The organism is Paenibacillus sp. VMFN-D1, assembly GCF_003386155.1.
Lineage (GTDB): Bacteria > Bacillota > Bacilli > Paenibacillales > Paenibacillaceae > Paenibacillus_AQ > Paenibacillus_AQ favisporus.
The window spans coordinates 253,591-271,278 of sequence record NZ_QRDU01000003.1 but is presented as its reverse complement, the minus strand read 5'-3'; the positions used below and the strand labels follow the sequence as shown (position 1 = coordinate 271,278).

Annotated in this window: 19 protein-coding genes; 17 read left to right on the top strand and 2 right to left on the bottom strand. The window is 54.1% G+C overall.

What is annotated here, in order from left to right:
• Window positions 1–91: 91 nt before the first annotated feature.
• Window positions 92–763 carry a beta-phosphoglucomutase gene (gene pgmB, locus C7820_RS22295; protein WP_116232900.1) on the bottom strand — a complete coding sequence of 224 codons (672 nt, stop codon included), beginning with the start codon at window positions 761–763 and terminating at the stop codon, window positions 92–94.
• 92 nt (window positions 764–855) lie between these two features.
• Window positions 856–1,893 carry a LacI family DNA-binding transcriptional regulator gene (locus C7820_RS22290; RefSeq protein WP_116232899.1) on the bottom strand — a complete coding sequence of 346 codons (1,038 nt, stop codon included), beginning with the start codon at window positions 1,891–1,893 and terminating at the stop codon, window positions 856–858.
• 459 nt (window positions 1,894–2,352) lie between these two features.
• On the opposite strand from C7820_RS22290, the gene C7820_RS22280 reads away from it, so the two are divergent.
• The 17 genes from C7820_RS22280 (at window position 2,353) to C7820_RS34175 (ending at window position 17,682) form a co-directional block, all read left to right on the top strand.
• Window positions 2,353–4,110, top strand: coding sequence for an alpha-amylase family glycosyl hydrolase (locus C7820_RS22280; RefSeq protein ID WP_258875348.1), 1,758 nt, complete (start codon window positions 2,353–2,355; stop codon window positions 4,108–4,110).
• 545 nt (window positions 4,111–4,655) lie between these two features.
• Complete coding sequence (locus C7820_RS22275; RefSeq protein WP_076172721.1) at window positions 4,656–5,978, top strand: sugar ABC transporter substrate-binding protein; 1,323 nt, start codon at window positions 4,656–4,658, stop codon at window positions 5,976–5,978.
• Between the two features lie 230 nt (window positions 5,979–6,208).
• Entirely contained in the window at window positions 6,209–7,510 is a 1,302-nt protein-coding gene (locus tag C7820_RS22270; RefSeq protein WP_076172722.1) for a sugar ABC transporter permease, read from the top strand.
• Window positions 7,507–8,352 carry a sugar ABC transporter permease gene (locus C7820_RS22265; RefSeq protein WP_076172723.1) on the top strand — a complete coding sequence of 282 codons (846 nt, stop codon included), beginning with the start codon at window positions 7,507–7,509 and terminating at the stop codon, window positions 8,350–8,352. Before C7820_RS22270 ends, C7820_RS22265 begins: the two co-directional genes overlap by 4 nt.
• A gap of 280 nt (window positions 8,353–8,632) precedes the next feature.
• Complete coding sequence (locus C7820_RS22260; RefSeq protein ID WP_105445776.1) at window positions 8,633–8,839, top strand: hypothetical protein; 207 nt, start codon at window positions 8,633–8,635, stop codon at window positions 8,837–8,839.
• Between the two features lie 271 nt (window positions 8,840–9,110).
• The gene (locus C7820_RS22255; protein WP_089549204.1) at window positions 9,111–9,740 is read left to right on the top strand and encodes a hypothetical protein; all 630 of its coding nucleotides are present in this window, start codon (window positions 9,111–9,113) and stop codon (window positions 9,738–9,740) included.
• Window positions 9,730–10,278 (top strand): accessory gene regulator ArgB-like protein, encoded by a 549-nt coding sequence (locus tag C7820_RS22250; protein WP_258875347.1) that lies wholly within the window; start codon window positions 9,730–9,732, stop codon window positions 10,276–10,278. Before C7820_RS22255 ends, C7820_RS22250 begins: the two co-directional genes overlap by 11 nt.
• Complete coding sequence (locus tag C7820_RS22245; protein ID WP_089549203.1) at window positions 10,256–10,396, top strand: AgrD family cyclic lactone autoinducer peptide; 141 nt, start codon at window positions 10,256–10,258, stop codon at window positions 10,394–10,396. Before C7820_RS22250 ends, C7820_RS22245 begins: the two co-directional genes overlap by 23 nt.
• A gap of 19 nt (window positions 10,397–10,415) precedes the next feature.
• Window positions 10,416–10,793, top strand: coding sequence for a LytTR family DNA-binding domain-containing protein (locus tag C7820_RS22240; protein WP_181909159.1), 378 nt, complete (start codon window positions 10,416–10,418; stop codon window positions 10,791–10,793).
• Window positions 10,794–10,965: 172 nt separating this feature from the next.
• Window positions 10,966–11,592: a TetR/AcrR family transcriptional regulator gene (locus tag C7820_RS22235; RefSeq protein ID WP_258875371.1), complete on the top strand. Its 627-nt coding sequence runs from the start codon at window positions 10,966–10,968 to the stop codon at window positions 11,590–11,592.
• Between the two features lie 33 nt (window positions 11,593–11,625).
• Window positions 11,626–12,489, top strand: coding sequence for a transporter substrate-binding domain-containing protein (locus C7820_RS22230; RefSeq protein WP_116232896.1), 864 nt, complete (start codon window positions 11,626–11,628; stop codon window positions 12,487–12,489).
• 35 nt (window positions 12,490–12,524) lie between these two features.
• A complete protein-coding gene (locus tag C7820_RS22225) occupies window positions 12,525–13,169 on the top strand; it encodes an amino acid ABC transporter permease (RefSeq protein WP_076172728.1) in 645 nt (214 codons plus the stop codon).
• Between the two features lie 13 nt (window positions 13,170–13,182).
• Window positions 13,183–13,935, top strand: a complete 753-nt coding sequence (locus tag C7820_RS22220) for an amino acid ABC transporter ATP-binding protein (protein ID WP_116232895.1) — start codon at window positions 13,183–13,185, stop codon at window positions 13,933–13,935.
• Between the two features lie 85 nt (window positions 13,936–14,020).
• The gene (locus tag C7820_RS22215; RefSeq protein WP_116233134.1) at window positions 14,021–15,235 is read left to right on the top strand and encodes a M24 family metallopeptidase; all 1,215 of its coding nucleotides are present in this window, start codon (window positions 14,021–14,023) and stop codon (window positions 15,233–15,235) included.
• A gap of 231 nt (window positions 15,236–15,466) precedes the next feature.
• Complete coding sequence (gene sda, locus C7820_RS22210; protein ID WP_105445770.1) at window positions 15,467–15,673, top strand: sporulation histidine kinase inhibitor Sda; 207 nt, start codon at window positions 15,467–15,469, stop codon at window positions 15,671–15,673.
• Window positions 15,674–15,994: 321 nt separating this feature from the next.
• Window positions 15,995–16,696, top strand: a complete 702-nt coding sequence (locus C7820_RS22205; RefSeq protein WP_116232894.1) for a response regulator transcription factor — start codon at window positions 15,995–15,997, stop codon at window positions 16,694–16,696.
• Entirely contained in the window at window positions 16,693–17,682 is a 990-nt protein-coding gene (locus C7820_RS34175) for a sensor histidine kinase (protein ID WP_116232893.1), read from the top strand. The genes C7820_RS22205 and C7820_RS34175 overlap by 4 nt, the downstream gene beginning before the upstream one ends.
• Window positions 17,683–17,688: the final 6 nt, after the last annotated feature.

Below are 17,688 nucleotides of genomic sequence, written 5' to 3'. Positions count from 1 at the left end.
TATATCCATTGTGCTGCGAAAGACAAGGGGGGGCCTGATTTTGGTCTTTGCAGGCCCCCTTGCTGCACGAACGCCGCCTGGTTCGGGGAACCTAGCGGTGAGAAACGAGCTCTAGCAGGCGGACTGTCGTCATGTCCTGCAGCGAAGGCACCACGGCATCCGCCGCGCCCAGTACTTCCGGCGAGCCGATGCCGATGCTGCGCATCCCGGCCCGCTTGGCCGCTTCAATGCCGGCCTCGGCATCCTCGAACACGACGCATTCCTGCGGCTGTGCGCCAAGCTCCCGGGCACCGAGCAGGAACACCTCCGGATCGGGTTTGGCGCTGGCCGTTTTGGTTCCGTCGATGATCGCGTCGAAATACGGAACAAGGCCGGTGTTGTTCAGGATGGTCATCGCATTTTTGCTGGCCGATCCCAGGGCGATGAGGATTCCGTTCTCCCGCAGCTCCCGCAGGAAGGCGAGCGCTCCCGGAAGGATCTCTTGTTCATCCATATGCGAAATATACTCGACATACCAGCGGTTTTTCTTGTCGGCCAGCGCGGGTTTGGTCGCATCGTCCAGCTCAAGCCCGCCGACTTCAAGCAAAATGTCCAGCGACGCCATTCGGCTGACACCCTTGAGGCGCTCGTTATCCTCCGGCGTAAATACAAAGCCGAGCTCTTCAGCCAGGCGTTTCCATGCAAGATAGTGGTATTTGGCTGTGTCGACCAGGACCCCGTCCAGATCGAACAGGCAAGCTTTAATGGGAGCTGCAGCTGTCATTTGTCATTCCTCCTTATGTAGTTGCGCAAACGTTTGAACAAACAGGTGAAAAGAAATGAAGCACCGGGATGCTCCATAGGGTTTTGATACGTTTACGATGGTTTAGGCGGCGTAAAAATGGACGACTCCCGTACCACCAGCCGGTGGGGAATAATGTGGCGCTTCTGGAACTGCCGGTCCCCGTCGTGCTGAATGGACTGAATCAGCGCCTGGGCTGCGGTGTAGCCCAAGTTATAGATGCCGATATCCATGCTGCTGATGGGCGGCGTGGACAGTTCGGCGATGGAAATGTTGTTGAAGCTGACGATGCACAGGTCGTCCGGAACACGGTAACCAAGCTCGTGAAGTCCGCGCAGGACGCCAAGCGAGACAAGATCGTCCATGACCACGAGGGCAGTGGGACGCTCCGGCAGATTCATGAAAAACGACATCGCCCGGTAGCCGCTCTCCTGGAGAAACTCGCCTTCGACGATCCAGTCCTTGCGCATCTCGAGACCCGTCTCTTTCAGAGCGTTCGTGTAACCTTTCAGCCGGTCGCGCGAGACGATGTGATTCGGAGGCCCGCTGACAAAACCAATCCGCTGGTGGCCGAGGGATACCAGGTGCTTGGTCGCATCGTAAGCGGCCTGAACGTTGTCATTGTCCACGGACAGGATGTCCGGGTACTTCTCGCTGCGTCCGATGAGCACGAACGGATGGCCGTTCTGCCGCAGAAAATCGACCACCGGATCCTCTTTGCGTGAATAGAGCAGGATCGCCCCGTCAACGCGCTTGCCGTTCAGCAGCCGGGAGACGGCCTCGACCTCCTCCTTCTCACTGCCTCCGGAACTGATCAGCACATCGTATCCCGAGCGGTTGGCTTGGGTGACGATACCGCGGATCAATTCCATGAAGAACAGATTCAGGAACAGCTCTTCGGCGGGCTTGGGCAAAATGACGCAAATGCTGCTTGTCGTCTTGGAAACCAGACTTTTGGCCGTCATGTTGGGGTGGTATCCGAGCTCCTCCATGACATCCCGTACCTTCTGCGACGTTTCACGGCTGATTCTGGAGTTATTCGACAGCACTCGGGAGACGGTGGAGGGGGAAACGCCCGCTCGTTTGGCGACATCTTTAATCGTTACAGACATTTGTTACCTCCTGTGGAACCGTTTGCACTATATCGTAAATGAGAAACGGCCGTCTCATAGACGCTGGCTATTTTACAATTGCTATCTTAGCCGAAAGCCCTGAGCTTGTAAATATCCAACCTGAAGCGGCGAAAGAAGCAGGTGGGATCTGGCTTGAGGCACTTTTTACAAGCAGGAATGGGCGGCTATATTATAAAAAAACCATGATATAGATAGAATAGTCAAGAAAATGAAAGATAATACAGTATGTATCGCTATAAATTACGAAAAATCGGGTATAAATCCAGCTTTTCATAGAAATTAAGCCGTCGTATTCTCCATACAGACCGGTGTCGTCCGAAAGCTGCCCAGGGTCAGTCCAGTTCGCCAGCAATTGTATCCGCTTTCTTTCAGGTGATTGACGGGGCTGATCGGCAGCATTCTGCTCAAAGGATGCCGGATCAAGCAAAGGAGGATGTCATGAAAACAAACAAATGGGGCATGCCGGCAGGACAACAACTGCGGAGGCTGGCAGCAAGCGTAACGGCGGTATTGATGGCGGTTGCCCTGCTGTCGGGATGCAGCAGCACAGGGAACCATGCTGCGAATGACAACGGGGCTCAAGGCCGGCCTGATGCAGGAGCTGGCAGCCAGACCGCAGAACAACAGGGGCAGCCGGGAACGGGAACCACAGCAGGGGAACAGCGTGGCGGATCTGCCGCCACGGCCGTTGACGAGCAGCCATCGACCGTGTTCTATGAGGTGTTCGTCCGCTCGTTCTATGATTCCAACGGGGACGGTATCGGCGATTTGAAGGGGCTGACACAAAAGCTGGATTACCTGAACGACGGCAATCCGGATACGACGGACGATCTCGGTGTCGGCGGCATCTGGCTGATGCCGATCCAGCCGTCGCCCAGCTACCATGGGTATGACATTACCGACTACGAGGGCATTCATCCCGATTACGGGACGCTGGAAGATCTGCAGGAGCTGATCGCCGAGGCGCACAAGCGCGGGATCAAGGTTATCATGGATCTGGTGTTGAACCACACCAGCACGCAGCACCCCTGGTTTGTCAGCGCTGCGAAGGATCCGGGCAGCAAATATAGGGACTGGTACGTGTGGGCGGAAGACCAGAAGCTCAGTCCCACCGGGGTCAGTGCGGCCGGCAGCGGCAGTCCGTGGCATGCCTTGAACGGAAGCCACTATCTGGCCACGTTCTGGGAAGGGATGCCGGATCTGAATTACGATAATCCCGAGGTGCGGGCGGAAGCCGTCCGGATCGGGCAGTATTGGCTGAAGCTCGGTATGGATGGATTCCGGGTGGACGGCGCCAAACACATTTACGAGAACCTGCAGAGTGACCGGGGCCAGGCGGCCACAGCCAAAAACACGGCGTGGTGGCAGGAATTCCGGACCGGCATGAATCCGGTGAACAAGGATGCCTATATCGTGGGTGAGGTATGGGAGAATTCGGCCGCTGCCATCTCGCCGTATCTGGATCAGGCTTTTGATTCGGGGTTTAATTTCAGCTTGGCGGAGAGTATCCTGAACGCGGTGAAGGACGAGAGGGACAACAACCTTGCCTTTACGCTGCAGCGGACACAGCAGTTCTACGGCAAACAATCGCAAGGGCGGTTCACCGACGCCATTTTTCTGTCGAATCACGACCAGGACCGGGTAATGAGCCGGCTGGACGGAAATCCGAACCATGCGAGGATGGCCGCGGCGCTGCTGCTGACGCTGCCGGGCAATCCGTTTATTTATTACGGCGAGGAAATCGGCATGCGCGGCGTGAAGCCCGACGAGCGGATCCGGGAACCGATGGTATGGAGCGATCTGTCTCCTCAGCCCGGCCAGACGTCGTGGGAACAGCCGCTTCTCGCCGGAGAAGCAGCGAAAGGAATCAGCGTCCAGTCGGAATCGGCCGACCCGGACTCGCTGCTGTCCACCTATCGGGACCTGATCCGCTGGAGAGAGGACGTTCCCGCATTGCGGGATGGCGACATCCAGAGCTATGACTCCGGCAATCCGGCTGTGGTGTCCTTTATGCGCCGGAGTGCACAACAAACTGTGCTAGTGTTGCACAACTTGTCAGGCAAGGAGCAGCAAGTCCAGCTCGAAGCAGGGCAGGGAGGAGGAATCGAAAAAGTGCTTAAAAACAGCAGTAAATCCACGGTTTTAGAGCAAAACTTGCTTCGCCTCCCTCCATATTCCAGTGTGGTTCTGGAATAAAATCGATGTAATTTAAAGATATAATGCGATATGGAAAGAATAATAAAGAAAACTGCCGTTTATATTCTATAAATGGGCAAAAACACATTGTGCAAACGTTTTTACAAAAATATAGACGTTGTGTATGATAAACGCATGTTTAAAGCGCTTACTTGGTAACTTCCGAAAAAGGAAATACCGATGATTCTTGAAAAAACTGCGGATTTACGCTGATCTTGCCATGTGATTGCGTAGTCGATCATTGTCCGGGAAGGGCTTCATAACATGCATGCAATCATGACGTGCCGAGAAAGGCGCTTGCAAATGGGAAGTTAGGCATGTTTATGAAATCGTTTGCGCAAGTATGCAGATCCTCAAGGAGAGTCGGCAGGGCATCAGGTATTCATTGGAATCGACGGGGTATCAGGCATGAAGGGGAGTCAGCAAAGTAGCAGGTATTACAGGGAGTCAGTAAGTCAAGGGAGTCAGCAAAGTAGCAGGTATTACAGGGAGTCAACAAGTCAGTAGTGTTACGAGTAAATGATCAGAGAGGGGTTCATTTTGGAATGAAGATGAAAAAGGTTATGGCGCTGGTCGCAACGTTGACCATGGCATTCTCGATTACGGCGTGCGGCAGCTCCGGCAGCAAGGCAGAGGAGCAAACTCCATCCACGACAACAACCGAAACGGCGGCTACAGACGGCCAGTCGGATAACACAGCGGCTTCGGGCGACAGCCTCCAGCCGGAAGAAGGGGCTTCCCTCGTCGTATGGGAGTCCAAAGAGGAGCGCTCTTTTACCGACGAAATCGCCAAGCAGTTTACTGAAAAGTACAACGTACCTGTCAAGATTGAAGAGGTAGCCGCAACGGATCAGGTAACGAAGCTGTCCCAGGACGGTCCGTCGGGGCTTGCAGCCGACATCGTGATGTTCCCTCACGATAACCTGGGCAGAGCCGCGGCAGCGGGACTGCTGCTCGCCAACGATGCGTTCAAGGACGAAACGGTGAAAAACAACACGGAGGCCTCGATTCAAGGCGTTACCTATGACGGCGTGCTGTACGGCTACCCGAGAGCGGCCGAAACGTACGCCCTGTATTACAACAAGAGCCTTGTGAAGGAAGCGCCAAAGACGTTCGATGACGTCATTGCGTTCGGCAAAACCTTCACCGACAAAGCCAAGAAGAAATACGGCATCATGTGGGAAACGGGCAACATGTACTTCAACTATCCGTTTATCGCAACGACCGGCGGATACATTTTCGGTAAAGATGGTACGGATAAAGACGATATCGGCCTCAACAGCGAAGGCGCGGTCGAAGGCCTGAAAACCTATGTGCAGCTGAAGGAAATCCTTCCGGTGAAGAGCGGCGACATTTCGCCGGACATCAAGCGCAGCTTGTTCAACGCGGGTGACGTGGCGATGGACATCAACGGTCCGTGGGAGCTTGCCGGCTACAAGCAGGCGCTCGGCGACAACCTTGGCGTAGCTCCGATCCCTACGATTGGCGGCAAAGCGGCAATCTCGTTCTCCGGCATCAAAGCCTGGTACGTCAACTCCTTTACGCAGTATCCGAATGCAGCTCAACTGTTCGCGAACTTCGCCTCCAGCAAGGACGCTCAGCTGCTGCTGAATACGAAGGTTGGTTCCATCCCGACGAACAAAGAAGCATTGGAATCCGATCAAATCAAAAACGATCCGTACATTTCGGCTTTTGCGGAGCAGACGAAAAACTCCCAGCCGATGCCTTCCATCCCGGAAATGGGCAACGTATGGAGTCCGGTGAACGCCGCGCTGCCTGAAATTTGGGACAACAACGCGGATCCGAAGGCAGCGATGGATAAAGCGGCACAGCAAATCAAAGATCTGAACAACGGCGCAACCAAGTAAGGCATCGGCGCACCGCTGCCAGGTAAGGCAAACGTTATGAATGGAAGTATGACCCGCCGCCATCAACCGCGGCGGGTCATTCCCTGACATACCGGTACCGCTGGAAAGCGCGCACGCTTTGGCTGCCGGTATCGCCAAGGAACAGGGCCGGGAAAGCGCGGCCTGTCTTCTTGGAAGCAGTACCCTCCGGGGGTGCTTCCGTTGACCCGGGGAGAGGAGAAGAGGATACGATGAACAGGCTCCGCGGCAAAGCCGCTTTACTGTCGATTATCAGCATGGGATTGGGACAAATCTATAACCGCCAATGGATCAAAGGCATCTTGTTCCTCCTGATCGAGGCTTTTGGCATTTACTACTTCATCAACAATTTGGGAAGAGCGCTTTGGGGGATTACGTCACTCGGGGATACGCCGCGTCTGCTCGTGAAAGGCAAGTGGATCGATGGCGACCATTCCATCTTTATCATGATTCAAAGCTTGATCACGCTGCTGTTTCTGCTGATCTTTATCGTCGTATATGTCATGAACGTCAGAGACGCGTATCATACGGCGATCAAGCGGGAAAACGGGCAAGTCCCGAACAGTTTCGCCAAATCCATTAAATTTGTGATGGATTATAAATTCGCCCAAGCCTTTTTGACGCTGCCGGCGCTCGGCATCTTGTTCTTTACGATCATGCCGATCCTGTTTATGATCATGCTGGCTTTTACGAACTATTCCGCACCGAACCATATCCCTCCGGCGAAGCTGGTGGACTGGGTCGGATTCCAGACCTTCAAAGATCTGGTGTCGCTGAAAACCTGGAGCCATACGTTTTTCGGCGTATTAACTTGGACCATTATCTGGGCGGTTCTGTCCACGGCGACCACGTATTTGGGCGGCCTGCTCGTTGCGCTTTTGATCAACCAGCAGGGCATCAAATTCAAGGGCATGTGGCGGACGATCCTGGTTATCCCTTATGCCATTCCGCAGCTGATTTCGCTGCTCGTCATGAGGAATATGTTTAACGGCCAGTTCGGGCCGATCAACCAGTACCTCGGCTATTTCGGGCTCGGCGGCCTTCCTTGGCTGACCGATCCGTTCTGGGCCAAGGTGACGGTTATTCTCGTCAACATGTGGGTGGGCATTCCGGTCTCGATGATCCTGATCATGGGCGTGCTCACGACCATTCCGAAGGACATGTACGAAGCGGCTGAAGTCGACGGGGCAAGCGCGTATCAGAAGTTTCGCATCGTTACGCTGCCGATGATCCTCTTCTCGACGGCACCGACACTGATCATGCAGTTTGCCGGAAACATCAACAACTTCAACATGATTTTCCTGCTGACAAACGGGAACCCGGTGGTCGGAGACTATCAGTACGCGGGAGCGACGGACCTTCTCGTGACCTGGCTGTACAAACTGACGCTGGATCAGAACAAATACAATATGGCGTCGGCCGTCGGCATCATTATCTTCCTGATTATCGCCATATTCTCCATTTACAATTACCGGCGGACCAAATCATTTAAAGAGGAGGATATGATCCAATGAGCGGACGTCAAGGCAGAAAAGCAGTTCGGCTAACGGTCAGCTACATCATTCTCATCATCATGGCCATCGGCTCGATCTATCCGGCCCTCTGGGTCATCCTCGGCTCCTTCCGCCCGGGAAAATCGCTCTACAGCAAGACGCTTCTTCCGGAAGCGTTCACGCTGGACCATTATCGGGAGCTGTTTACGTCCAGCAGCATTTTGTTCGGACAGTGGTACATGAACACCCTGAAAATAGCCGTGTGCTCGATGATCATCGGCGTCTTCCTGACCCTGCTCACGAGCTATGCGGTGTCGCGTTTCCGCTTCAAGTGGCGCAAGACGGCTTTGTCGACCGTGCTCATCCTCGGCATGTTCCCGGGATTCATGAGCATGATCGCCATTTACCTGCTGCTGAAGGAGTGGCATTTGCTGGATACGCATCTTGCCTTAATTATCGTGTATGCGGCGGGAGCCCCGCTAGGCGGCACCTTTATCGCCAAGGGCTTTCTTGACACGATCCCGCGGACGCTGGACGAGGCGGCAAAGATCGACGGAGCGAGCAACTGGACGATTTTCAGCCGCATTATTCTGCCGCTGTCCCGGCCGATGCTGACCTACATGGCGCTGACGCAGTTCGTCGGCCCATGGGTGGACTACATCTTTGCCCGCCTCGTGCTGCGGACGAAAGAAAATTGGACGCTGGCGGTCGGATTGTTCGACATGGTCAGCACAAATCAGAATACGAACTTTACTACCTTCGCCGCAGGGGCGGTTCTGATCGCGGTGCCGATCACGATCCTCTTTATTTTCCTGCAGCGCCTGCTGGTAGACGGTTTAACATCGGGAGCGAGCAAAGGGTAAGCAGGGCGTGGGGGCTTCTTCCCCACGGGCGCTCTGCCCTGACGGGTTGGTTTTTTTGAACAAAAGAAAAACAGAAGGGCACAGCTTTCGCATCAAGCATGCAGGCTGTGCCTTTTTTATCTGGAGGCTGGCTGTAGCTTCAGAGTGCACCGGGCCCAATTCACGTACAATCAGGAAAGGTTTCCCTTGGATAAAAAGTACCGGATGGGGAGGGATTCGCATTCGCATGAAGTATATGTTATAGAGGTGAAAAGAAATAGATCGAAGGGAGTTTACCTATATGAATCAATCATGTTTCGAAGACCGGATTTACTGTATGGGATGCGGCAAGCTCGTGAAGGAGCACGAGGCCAGACAGGTGCTGAAGACCGGATACTATATGCACACTCACCGGCTGGCGGCGGGATGCGATGAGTGCGGAGCGCATTACGTGGATTTGCTGCCGGATGAGACGGCCTCCAGAGCGGCGAGCTACCACCCTTTTTGAAAGCGCATTCAAATAAAAAGGGTTTGTGTCGATTTAACCGGGAACATGTCGTAAAAAAATTCGCTAAAACATAAAATTCCATCTTTCGTTTTTATCGACAACGTCGTATGTTTATAGTAAGTAGAAAATTCCAATTTATAAAATATATTAGGGAAGCGAAATGCACCGGGGGAGTCCCTCGGCGTATGGATGCTGGCCGCCGCCTGTGAACCGTGAGAATAACGGAAGAATAGTCAAACATAGGAATGGTACGGTAGTAGGAGGAAGTTAGGTGGAAGCTCTCGGCTTCATGTTTTTTTCAACGCTGGAGACATTTGCGATCTATTCGCTGACGATGTCGCTGTTTAGGTTCAAAACCTCGGATTACTTGTGGCAGGCTCTGTGTGTCACGCTGCTGGCGAATGTGCAGAGCTATGTTATGAGGGACGAGCTGTCGCTGTCGTTTTCAGCACCGTTAATCACGATTCTGATTTACATTCTGCTGTATACGACCGTGATGAAAATCCCTCTGGCCTGGTCGGCCATCTGCACGATTCTGGGTTATGCGCTGTATGCGCTCATTCAGACCGTCTATGTGCTCTGGTTGTTCGGATCGGTTCAGGAAGCCAGCGCCACGGACGTTAACTCTTACAGCTTGCAGGTTGTCTCGGCGTTAACGGGACTTGGGGTATCGTGGCTCATGTACAAGTTTGGCATCGGGTTCGCCTTTGACTTTGAAAGGCTGCGCTTCAAGAAAGAGCACATCGTGCTGGTGCTGCTGATTATGGTCACGCTCGTCTCGGTGGAATTTATTTTCTATTACAACAAGGTATGGATCAACGTTCTGTTTTTCGCCTGCACGTTCGGCCTCTTTTTGTATTACACCATCCGCAAGGAGGAGGAGGATATCCATGCTGATTGAAACGGCCGCCGTACGAATCGCTGAAGGGATCAAGCGGCAGGTTCCGGATCATAAATCCTCGGTGAACATCCTCAAACATGCGATTGCCGTCATTCTGAACGTGGTGTTGATTATCGCCCTCACGCTGCTGATCGCGTTCTTCACAGGGCATATGGCCCGCGCGGCGATAGCGCTGATCGGATTTGCGCTGCTGCGCCAATTCACGGGCGGTATTCATCTGAAAACCGGTGAATGGTGCGTGCTTGTCACCACCGCCTTGTTCACCCTGGTGTCGTTCATCGAGCTGTCCGCCTTCTATGTTCAAGTACTGAACGTTCTCAGCATGGTGCTTGTGGCTGTATTTGCTCCGTGCAAAATCGAAAAACAATCCAGAATACCTCGCAGGCATTACTCCAAGCTGCGGGTGATCGGAGTCCTCATTGTACTGGCCAACGTCCTGATCCAGTCGCAGACGCTTGCCGTCGTCTTCTTCGTCCAAGCCCTCAGCCTGATCCACCGAAAGGAGGTGAAACGCCATGTCACTGATCAGCAAAGTTAAGCACAGCACATTCACAGCCATTGCTTCGGCATTAACGCTGGTAGCTGTGTATCTCGTAAGTGTTGCCAGTCCTGTGTATATTTACAGCGGTGAGACGCCAGAGGAACTGCTGAAGTGAAATGGAGGAGCTGATTCAGATGCAATATCTTACGGTTTCACGAGATATTGAAGGGGAATCAGGCATCGTCAATCTTCGGGTACACGATATTTTGTTCATGGAATTCAGCATTCCGGCAGACCGGGTTGTCGTTCATACGATGGAAGAGCAGTTTTATATGAACGGCACGCTCAAATACTGGTCCGGCATGCTGAGCGCGAGCGGGTATACGTTCCGCAATGTGGACCGGAACCTCGTCAACGTGGACAGGATTATGCTGATCGACAGCGTGTACAAGAAGGCGTATTTTGAGCCGGAAATCCAAAAAGGCTCCAAATGCTGCACCATGGCGTTTAAAAGGTACAACAAGATTAAAGAGGAGCTATTAGCCTATAACCCGGGAATATTGATCGTCTGAAAGGAGCTGCGCTAAGCAGCTCTTTTTTTGCTTCTTCAACGCTTCTCAATAGGCGCAGAGCTGCTGGCGAGGAAGAAATTACGCTTGACCCCAAAGGCTTCATATACTATAGTAAACCCATCGGAATTAAATTAACTGACTCGTCAGTCAAGTGATGAAAGGGGTCTTGATTCTGCCATCGCAAACTAATGAGGAACCGCAGCGCGAGCAGGAGCTGAGGCAGGCCGCCCTCGAGCTGTTTGCACGCAAAGGTTACCATAATACAAAGATATCGGAAGTGGTGAAGGCGGCCGGCGTCTCGCAGGGGACGTTCTACTGGTATTTTGACGGGAAGGAGCAGATGGCCATCCGTTTGGTGGAGAACGGTCGGGACAAGCTGGTCGAGGTCATTGAACAGGGATACCGCAAGCATGCGGGATCTGTAGACGACATGGTGAATTCCTCAGCCAACCTGCTGACCAACCTGTTCGAGTTTGCCAATGAAAACCGGAATTTGATGGCTTTTCTGCTGATCAAGGGGCAGGGCGCTGATCCCAAGGTCCGCTCGGCGGTATCGGAAGTGTGGATCGCGTTTGAAGAGGCCTTTAAGAAAAATGTGCTCCGCGCTATAGAGTTGGGCATGCTGCCGCAGTTTACGGACGTTTCGCTGCGCGTGAACATTCTCGTGTCGCTCATCACGGGCGTTTTGACCAAATGGTTGTTCGGTCCGCTGCATGACGTTGACTACGAGCCGGTGTACACCGCATCGCAGATTGCCGAAGAAACGGCCCGGTTCGAGTTCCGCGGGCTGCTGGGTTAAATATTACAACCTATTATAAGGGGGATTATAGAAATGAAGTTTCGAGTCAAATCACTATTTATGTCGCTGTCGCTGATCGCCGTTATCGCTCTGGTATTGGCCGGCTGCGGCAAAGATCAGGCGTCATCGGGCAGCAATGCTTCCGGAGGAAGCGGCAATCAGGCGTCTTCGTCGGCTGGCAATCTGCTTGAGCAGGTCAAGAAGAACGGAAAAATCAAGGTAGGTTTGATGGGTACGTATGCCCCGTATAACTTCTTGAATGACAAGAAGGAAGTAGACGGGTACGACGCCGACATCGCCAAAGCGATCGCCAAGAAGCTCGGGGTTGAGGCTGAGTTCATTACCGGCGAATTTTCGGGCCTGATCGAAGGGCTGCAGCAGGGGAAATACGATGTGCTGATCAGCCAGGTGACGATCACGGATGACCGGAAGAAAACGATGGACTTCTCGGAGCCTTACATCAAGAACTCCGTAAATGTGGTCGTGAAGAGCGACAACGATACGATCAAGTCGATCGACGACTTCAAAGGCAAAAAGATCGGTGTCGGACTTGGCACCAATGACGAGAAATACCTGCGCGACGAAGCGATGCCGAAAGTCGGCAAGTTCGAAATCGCGACATACAACGACGTCATTTCGTCTCTGATGGATTTGAACACGGGCCGGATTGACGCAACGATCAACAACATGTTCGCCCTGAAGCCTCTTATCGACCAGAACCATCTGAAGATCAAAGCGGTCGGCGATTCCATCAAGGACGATTATGCCGGTGTCGCGATGCGCAAGAACAACCCGGAACTGCTGGATGCAATCAACAAAGCGCTGGACGAAATGAAGACCGACGGAACGCTGAAGGAAATCCACCAAAAATGGTTTGGCGTCGATCCAAGCTTTTAAGTTTTGAGTCTTACAGCTGTGGGAGGCCGTTTTAAATGAAATTGGTAATGGATAATTTGGGTTTTCTGTTTACGGGAGCCTACTACACCCTGCTCATCACGATCGTCTCCATGTTTTTTGGGCTGTTTATCGGACTGTTCACAGCCATCGCCCGGTTAAAAGGAAACCGGCTGATCGCCGGCATCGCCAGGGTATATGTGTCCATCATCCGCGGAACCCCGATTATCGTGCAAATCTTCATCATTTATTTCGGCTTGCCCGACTATGGGATTACCCTGGGGCCCCTGACGGCAGCATATATTGCGCTTAGCATCAATATCGGCGCTTATTTGTCTGAAACTTTCCGCGGTGCGATTCTGTCCGTGGATAAAGGGCAGACCGAAGCGGCGCTGACTCTGGGGCTGACACCATGGCAGACGATGCGCAAGGTCGTTCTGCCCCAGGCGGCCCGGGCGGCGATTCCGCCGATGGGCAACACGTTTATCGGCATCTTAAAGGAAACGTCGCTCGTGTCCATCGTCACGGTTACAGAGCTGCTGCGATCGGCACAGCTGCTTATTGCGCAGTATTACGTGGCGATGCCTTTCTACCTTGCTATCGCCGTCATGTACTGGGTGATGAGCACAGGCTTTTCGGCGATTTTGAACGTCATTGAGCGGAAGCTGTCCAAGGCTTATTAAGGAGGGAGAAGGCATGATCGAAGTCAGCCATTTAAGCAAGAGCTTCGGATCGTTATCGGTTCTGAAGGATGTGAGCCTGAACATTCGGCAGGGCGAAATCGTGGTGCTCCTGGGTCCCAGCGGCTCGGGCAAGAGTACCTTGCTCCGGTGCCTGAACGGCCTGGAACAGGCTGATGCCGGCTCGGTCCGCATCGACAGCGTTAATATTGAGGCCACGATGCGCGCCAAAGAGCGAAAAAAGGCGATCCACGAGCTGCGCAGCCTGACAGGCATGGTGTTTCAGTCGTTCAATCTGTTCCCTCACCTCACCGTCCTGGACAATGTGATCATGGCCCCGATGACGGTGAAAAATATGCCGAAGGAGCAGGCGGTTGACATTGCCGAAAAGCTGCTTGGCAAAGTCGGTCTGGCGGAGAAGAGGGACGAGTATCCTTCGCGGCTGTCCGGCGGGCAGCAGCAGCGGGTGGCGATCGCCCGCGCTTTGGCGATGGAGCCGAAGATCATGCTGTTCGACGAGCCGACATCGGCGCTGGATCCGGAGCTGACCGGCGAGGTGCTGCAGGTGATGCGGCAGCTGGCGGAAGAAGGAATGACGATGGTCGTCGTTACGCATGAGATGAAATTCGCGCAGGAAGTGGCGAATCGGATCGTGTTTATGAGCGAAGGCATCATTCAGGAAGAAGGGGCGCCGGAGCATTTCTTCGCCGGACCGAAGACGGAACGGGCGCGCAAGTTCCTTCGCCAGATGGCGCAGGAGCCGGTCTAAGGCTGGAATATAAACGATGATACACGGACTTAAGAACGGAAATACGGAGACAGGACAGCCTGATCCGAAGGAGTTGAAGCGCAGCATGAATGATCATCATCAGCATCTGGACATGATTTCGGAGCGGGTACGGCGGATCATGGACAGTGAAAATATCGACGCGCTGGTCGCGACCAGCAGTGAAAATTTTTATTATCTCTCAGGGCATCAGAGTGCCTTTATGTATACCCTGCGCATGAGCGAGGTTGGGCTGGCGGTTCATTTCCGCGATCCCGGGCGGAAGGCCGTCGTCATCATGAACGATTTCGAAGCCGCCGGGTTTGCCGGGGATTCTGAGCGGTATGAGGTTCGCACCTATCCTACTTGGGTGGACGTGGATGATCCGCTTCATTTGAAAGGCGGCAGCTATCAAGGGAAGCGGCCGGTGTCCCCACAGGCGGAGGAGATGTTCGGCGTCCTTCAGCAGGTGCTGGAGGAGTACGGCATCTCCCGGGGGCGAATGGCGGCCGAGCTGGAATTGATGCGGCATTCTTCCGTGATGGCGCTGCGCAAGGCGTGCCCGGACATTTCCGAGCTGGCCGAGGCGGGGCCGATCTTCACGCGGCTTCGGGCGATCAAGACGCCGTGGGAAATTCAGCAGCTGCGCAGGGCATGCGCTTATGCGGAAGCAGGCGTCGAGTACGCGGTCCGCGAAATCGAGCCGGGCGTTTCTGCCGCAGGGATCGTGGATGCGTTCCGGAGATCGCTGATGCGGAATCCGGACGGTTCGACGCCGCGGTTCCATATGATTTCGGTCGGGGACCACTTTGCCCCTGTACAAGTGTTTGATACCCGGCCAAGCCAGCCGGGGGACGTGATCAAGTTTGACGTAGGCGTCGAGGTAGCCGGCTACGGCTCGGACATCGCCCGCACCTTCGTGCTGGGCGAGCCTGCGGATGTCACGAAGCGGATCTATGAGGCCCTCCGGCGCGGGCATGACCGCCTGCTGCAGACGATCGAGCCCGGGATGCCGATGAAGGCGGCATTCCAAGAGGGGATGAGCGTCATCCGTGCGGCGGGGCTGAGCCAGTACAACCGGGGCCATCTGGGGCATAGCGCAGGGCTGAGCCTTGCCGCGGAGGAAGGGCCGTTCATCAGCCCGTCCGAGACGGCGGTTTTTGAGCCGAACATGGTCGTCTGCATCGAGACGCCTTACTACGGCTACGGGATTGGAGCCATCATGATTGAGGATATGCTTCTGATTACGGAGAACGGCGTGGAGCGGCTGAATCGTTTAAGCACGGATTTGGTATCTTTGTAATTAAGCGTAATGGAAGTAAAGTTTTGTCTGATTAGGGATTAATTTGACGAATTAATATTTTTCTGGAAAACATTCATCCCGATGAAAGTGCGTTTACAAACCGGCTGACTTGGTTTTAAATAGGGTAAGCCCATTTTCCTCGCAAAATCGGTTACTCATCATTAAGGGTTCCTTTCTTCCTGGAAGATCTCCAGGATTCTTAGGGAACCTTGGAAGATCGGGGGGATTGAAATGCAAATCTTGTCTGATGAACAGCTGCTGGAATGCGTGATGCTGGCCAAGCAGTTGGAACTGGATCGGGAATTTCTGGCCCTGTTGATGTCGGAGCTGCAGCGCCGGGGAATCGAGCTGCAGGATGAGGACGGTGTTCTCCATCAGGAGAATTATCAGGTATCCGGAAGCCGCGAGCTCGATGCAGCCGAAATGTACTTTGCATGATCGGGAGAGTCGTCATGAGACCCATGAGAGCGCCGTTGCAGCACTTGCTTCGGGCTCACCGGTTGAGCACCTGACTGAAGAGAATAAAGGCCTCAGCGATGCTGGACCATTCCATATTCGGTAACAAGATTTTCGCTGCAAGCGGTCTGCTTTCAGTGAATGTATGCAATTGGATCGTTTGAGACAAGGAGCTGCGCCCTTTGGGGCTGCAGCTCCTTTTTTATGGCATTCCAGCCTGGAATTCGGCCCGGCAGGCCGGACATGGTACAATACCAAAGGAGTGAGAAGACACCTTTACTTTTCCAAAGGAGATTATTCGTCATGTTTAAAATTTTCATTGTCGAAGATGACAGGAAGCTTGTCAGCCTGCTGGAGGAGCATTTGCATAAATTCGAATATGACACGCGTTCCGTGACAGATTTCGCTGCGGTTCTGAGCGACTTCCGGAGCTACGATCCTCACCTGGTGCTGCTCGACATCAATTTGCCGAAATACGACGGATACTATTGGTGCCGGCAAATTCGCGGCCTGTCGACATGCCCGATTATTTTCATATCGGCCCGGGAGGGCAAGATGGACCAGGTGATGGCGCTGGAAAACGGGGCGGACGATTATTTGACCAAGCCGTTCGATTATGAAATCGCCGTGGCCAAAATCAGCAGCCAGCTTCGCCGGGCGTACGGATCGTATGCCGCATCCCAGCAGACGCGGTCCGTCACGGTCTCAGGGCTTACGCTGGACGTGGACCGACTCTCTCTGACCTTGAACGGGCAAAAGGTGGAACTCAGCCATACCGAAGCTAAAATATTAGAGGAACTGCTGACCCGCCAGGAGCAGGTTGTCAGCCGCGACCGGCTGCTGGACCGGATCTGGGACGACCAGTCGTTCGTGGATGACAACACTCTGAACGTTTACGTGACCCGCGTCCGCAAAAAACTGTCGGGGCTCGGCGTGCAGGATGCCGTCCAGACCGTCAGGGGCCAAGGTTACCGGCTGCTACCAAACTGGGAGAACGAAGCATGAAGCTGTATCTGAGAGACCAAGCCCCGCTTATCGCCCTTTATATTCTGCAATTATTTCTCATCACGCTGGTGTACCGGCTCGACGGGTACCGGAACGCCGAGGTCAGCCTATATGCGGCGCTGCTCAGCAGCTGCCTGTTCGCCGGGTACCTCCTGATCCGGTACTGGCGCAACCGGACCTTCTATGCGCGGCTGTCCGCGCCGTCCCCGACGACGGAAGAGCTGCTGAACAACAAGCAGCAGACTCCCTTGTCCCTGAGCCTGCACCGTCTGATCAAGGGACAGTACCGCCGCTATCAAACCGAGCTGCAGCAGTATAAGCACAAGCTCGATTCCCATATTCAATTCATCAACCAGTGGGTGCATCAGATGAAGACGCCCGTGTCGGTCATCCATCTGATCATTCAGCATCAGGACAAGCCGGAGTTCACCGCGATCGGCGATGAGCTCGACCGGCTCCGGAAGGGGCTGGATATGGTGCTGTACACCGCCCGGCTCGACACATTCGAAAAGGATTTTTATGTGGAAGAGCTGGATCTGGAGCAGGTGGTGCGTTCGGTGACGTCCTCCCAGCGCCGGCTGTTTATACGGAGCCGCATCTTTCCTGTTATCGAGTTCGAACGGCCGCTTCGGATTACTTCAGATGAGAAGTGGCTGTCCTTTGTCATGACCCAGCTGGTCACGAACGCGGTCCGGTATTCCGCAGGGGAGGAGCACCGGCAAATCCGGTTCCGCGGATACCAGAGCGGCAGCGAGGCGGTCCTGGACATCCAGGACGAGGGCATCGGCATTCCGCAGGGGGATCTGCCGCGCGTGTTCGATCCGTATTTTACCGGCGAGAACGGCCGGTTGTACCAGGAATCGACCGGGATGGGACTGTACCTGGTCAAGCAGATTTGCAGCCGCATGGGACACGGCGTCGAGATCGAATCGGAGGAAGGACGGGGAACGACCGTCCGGATCAAATTCAAGCTTACAAATGTGTAAGCTAGT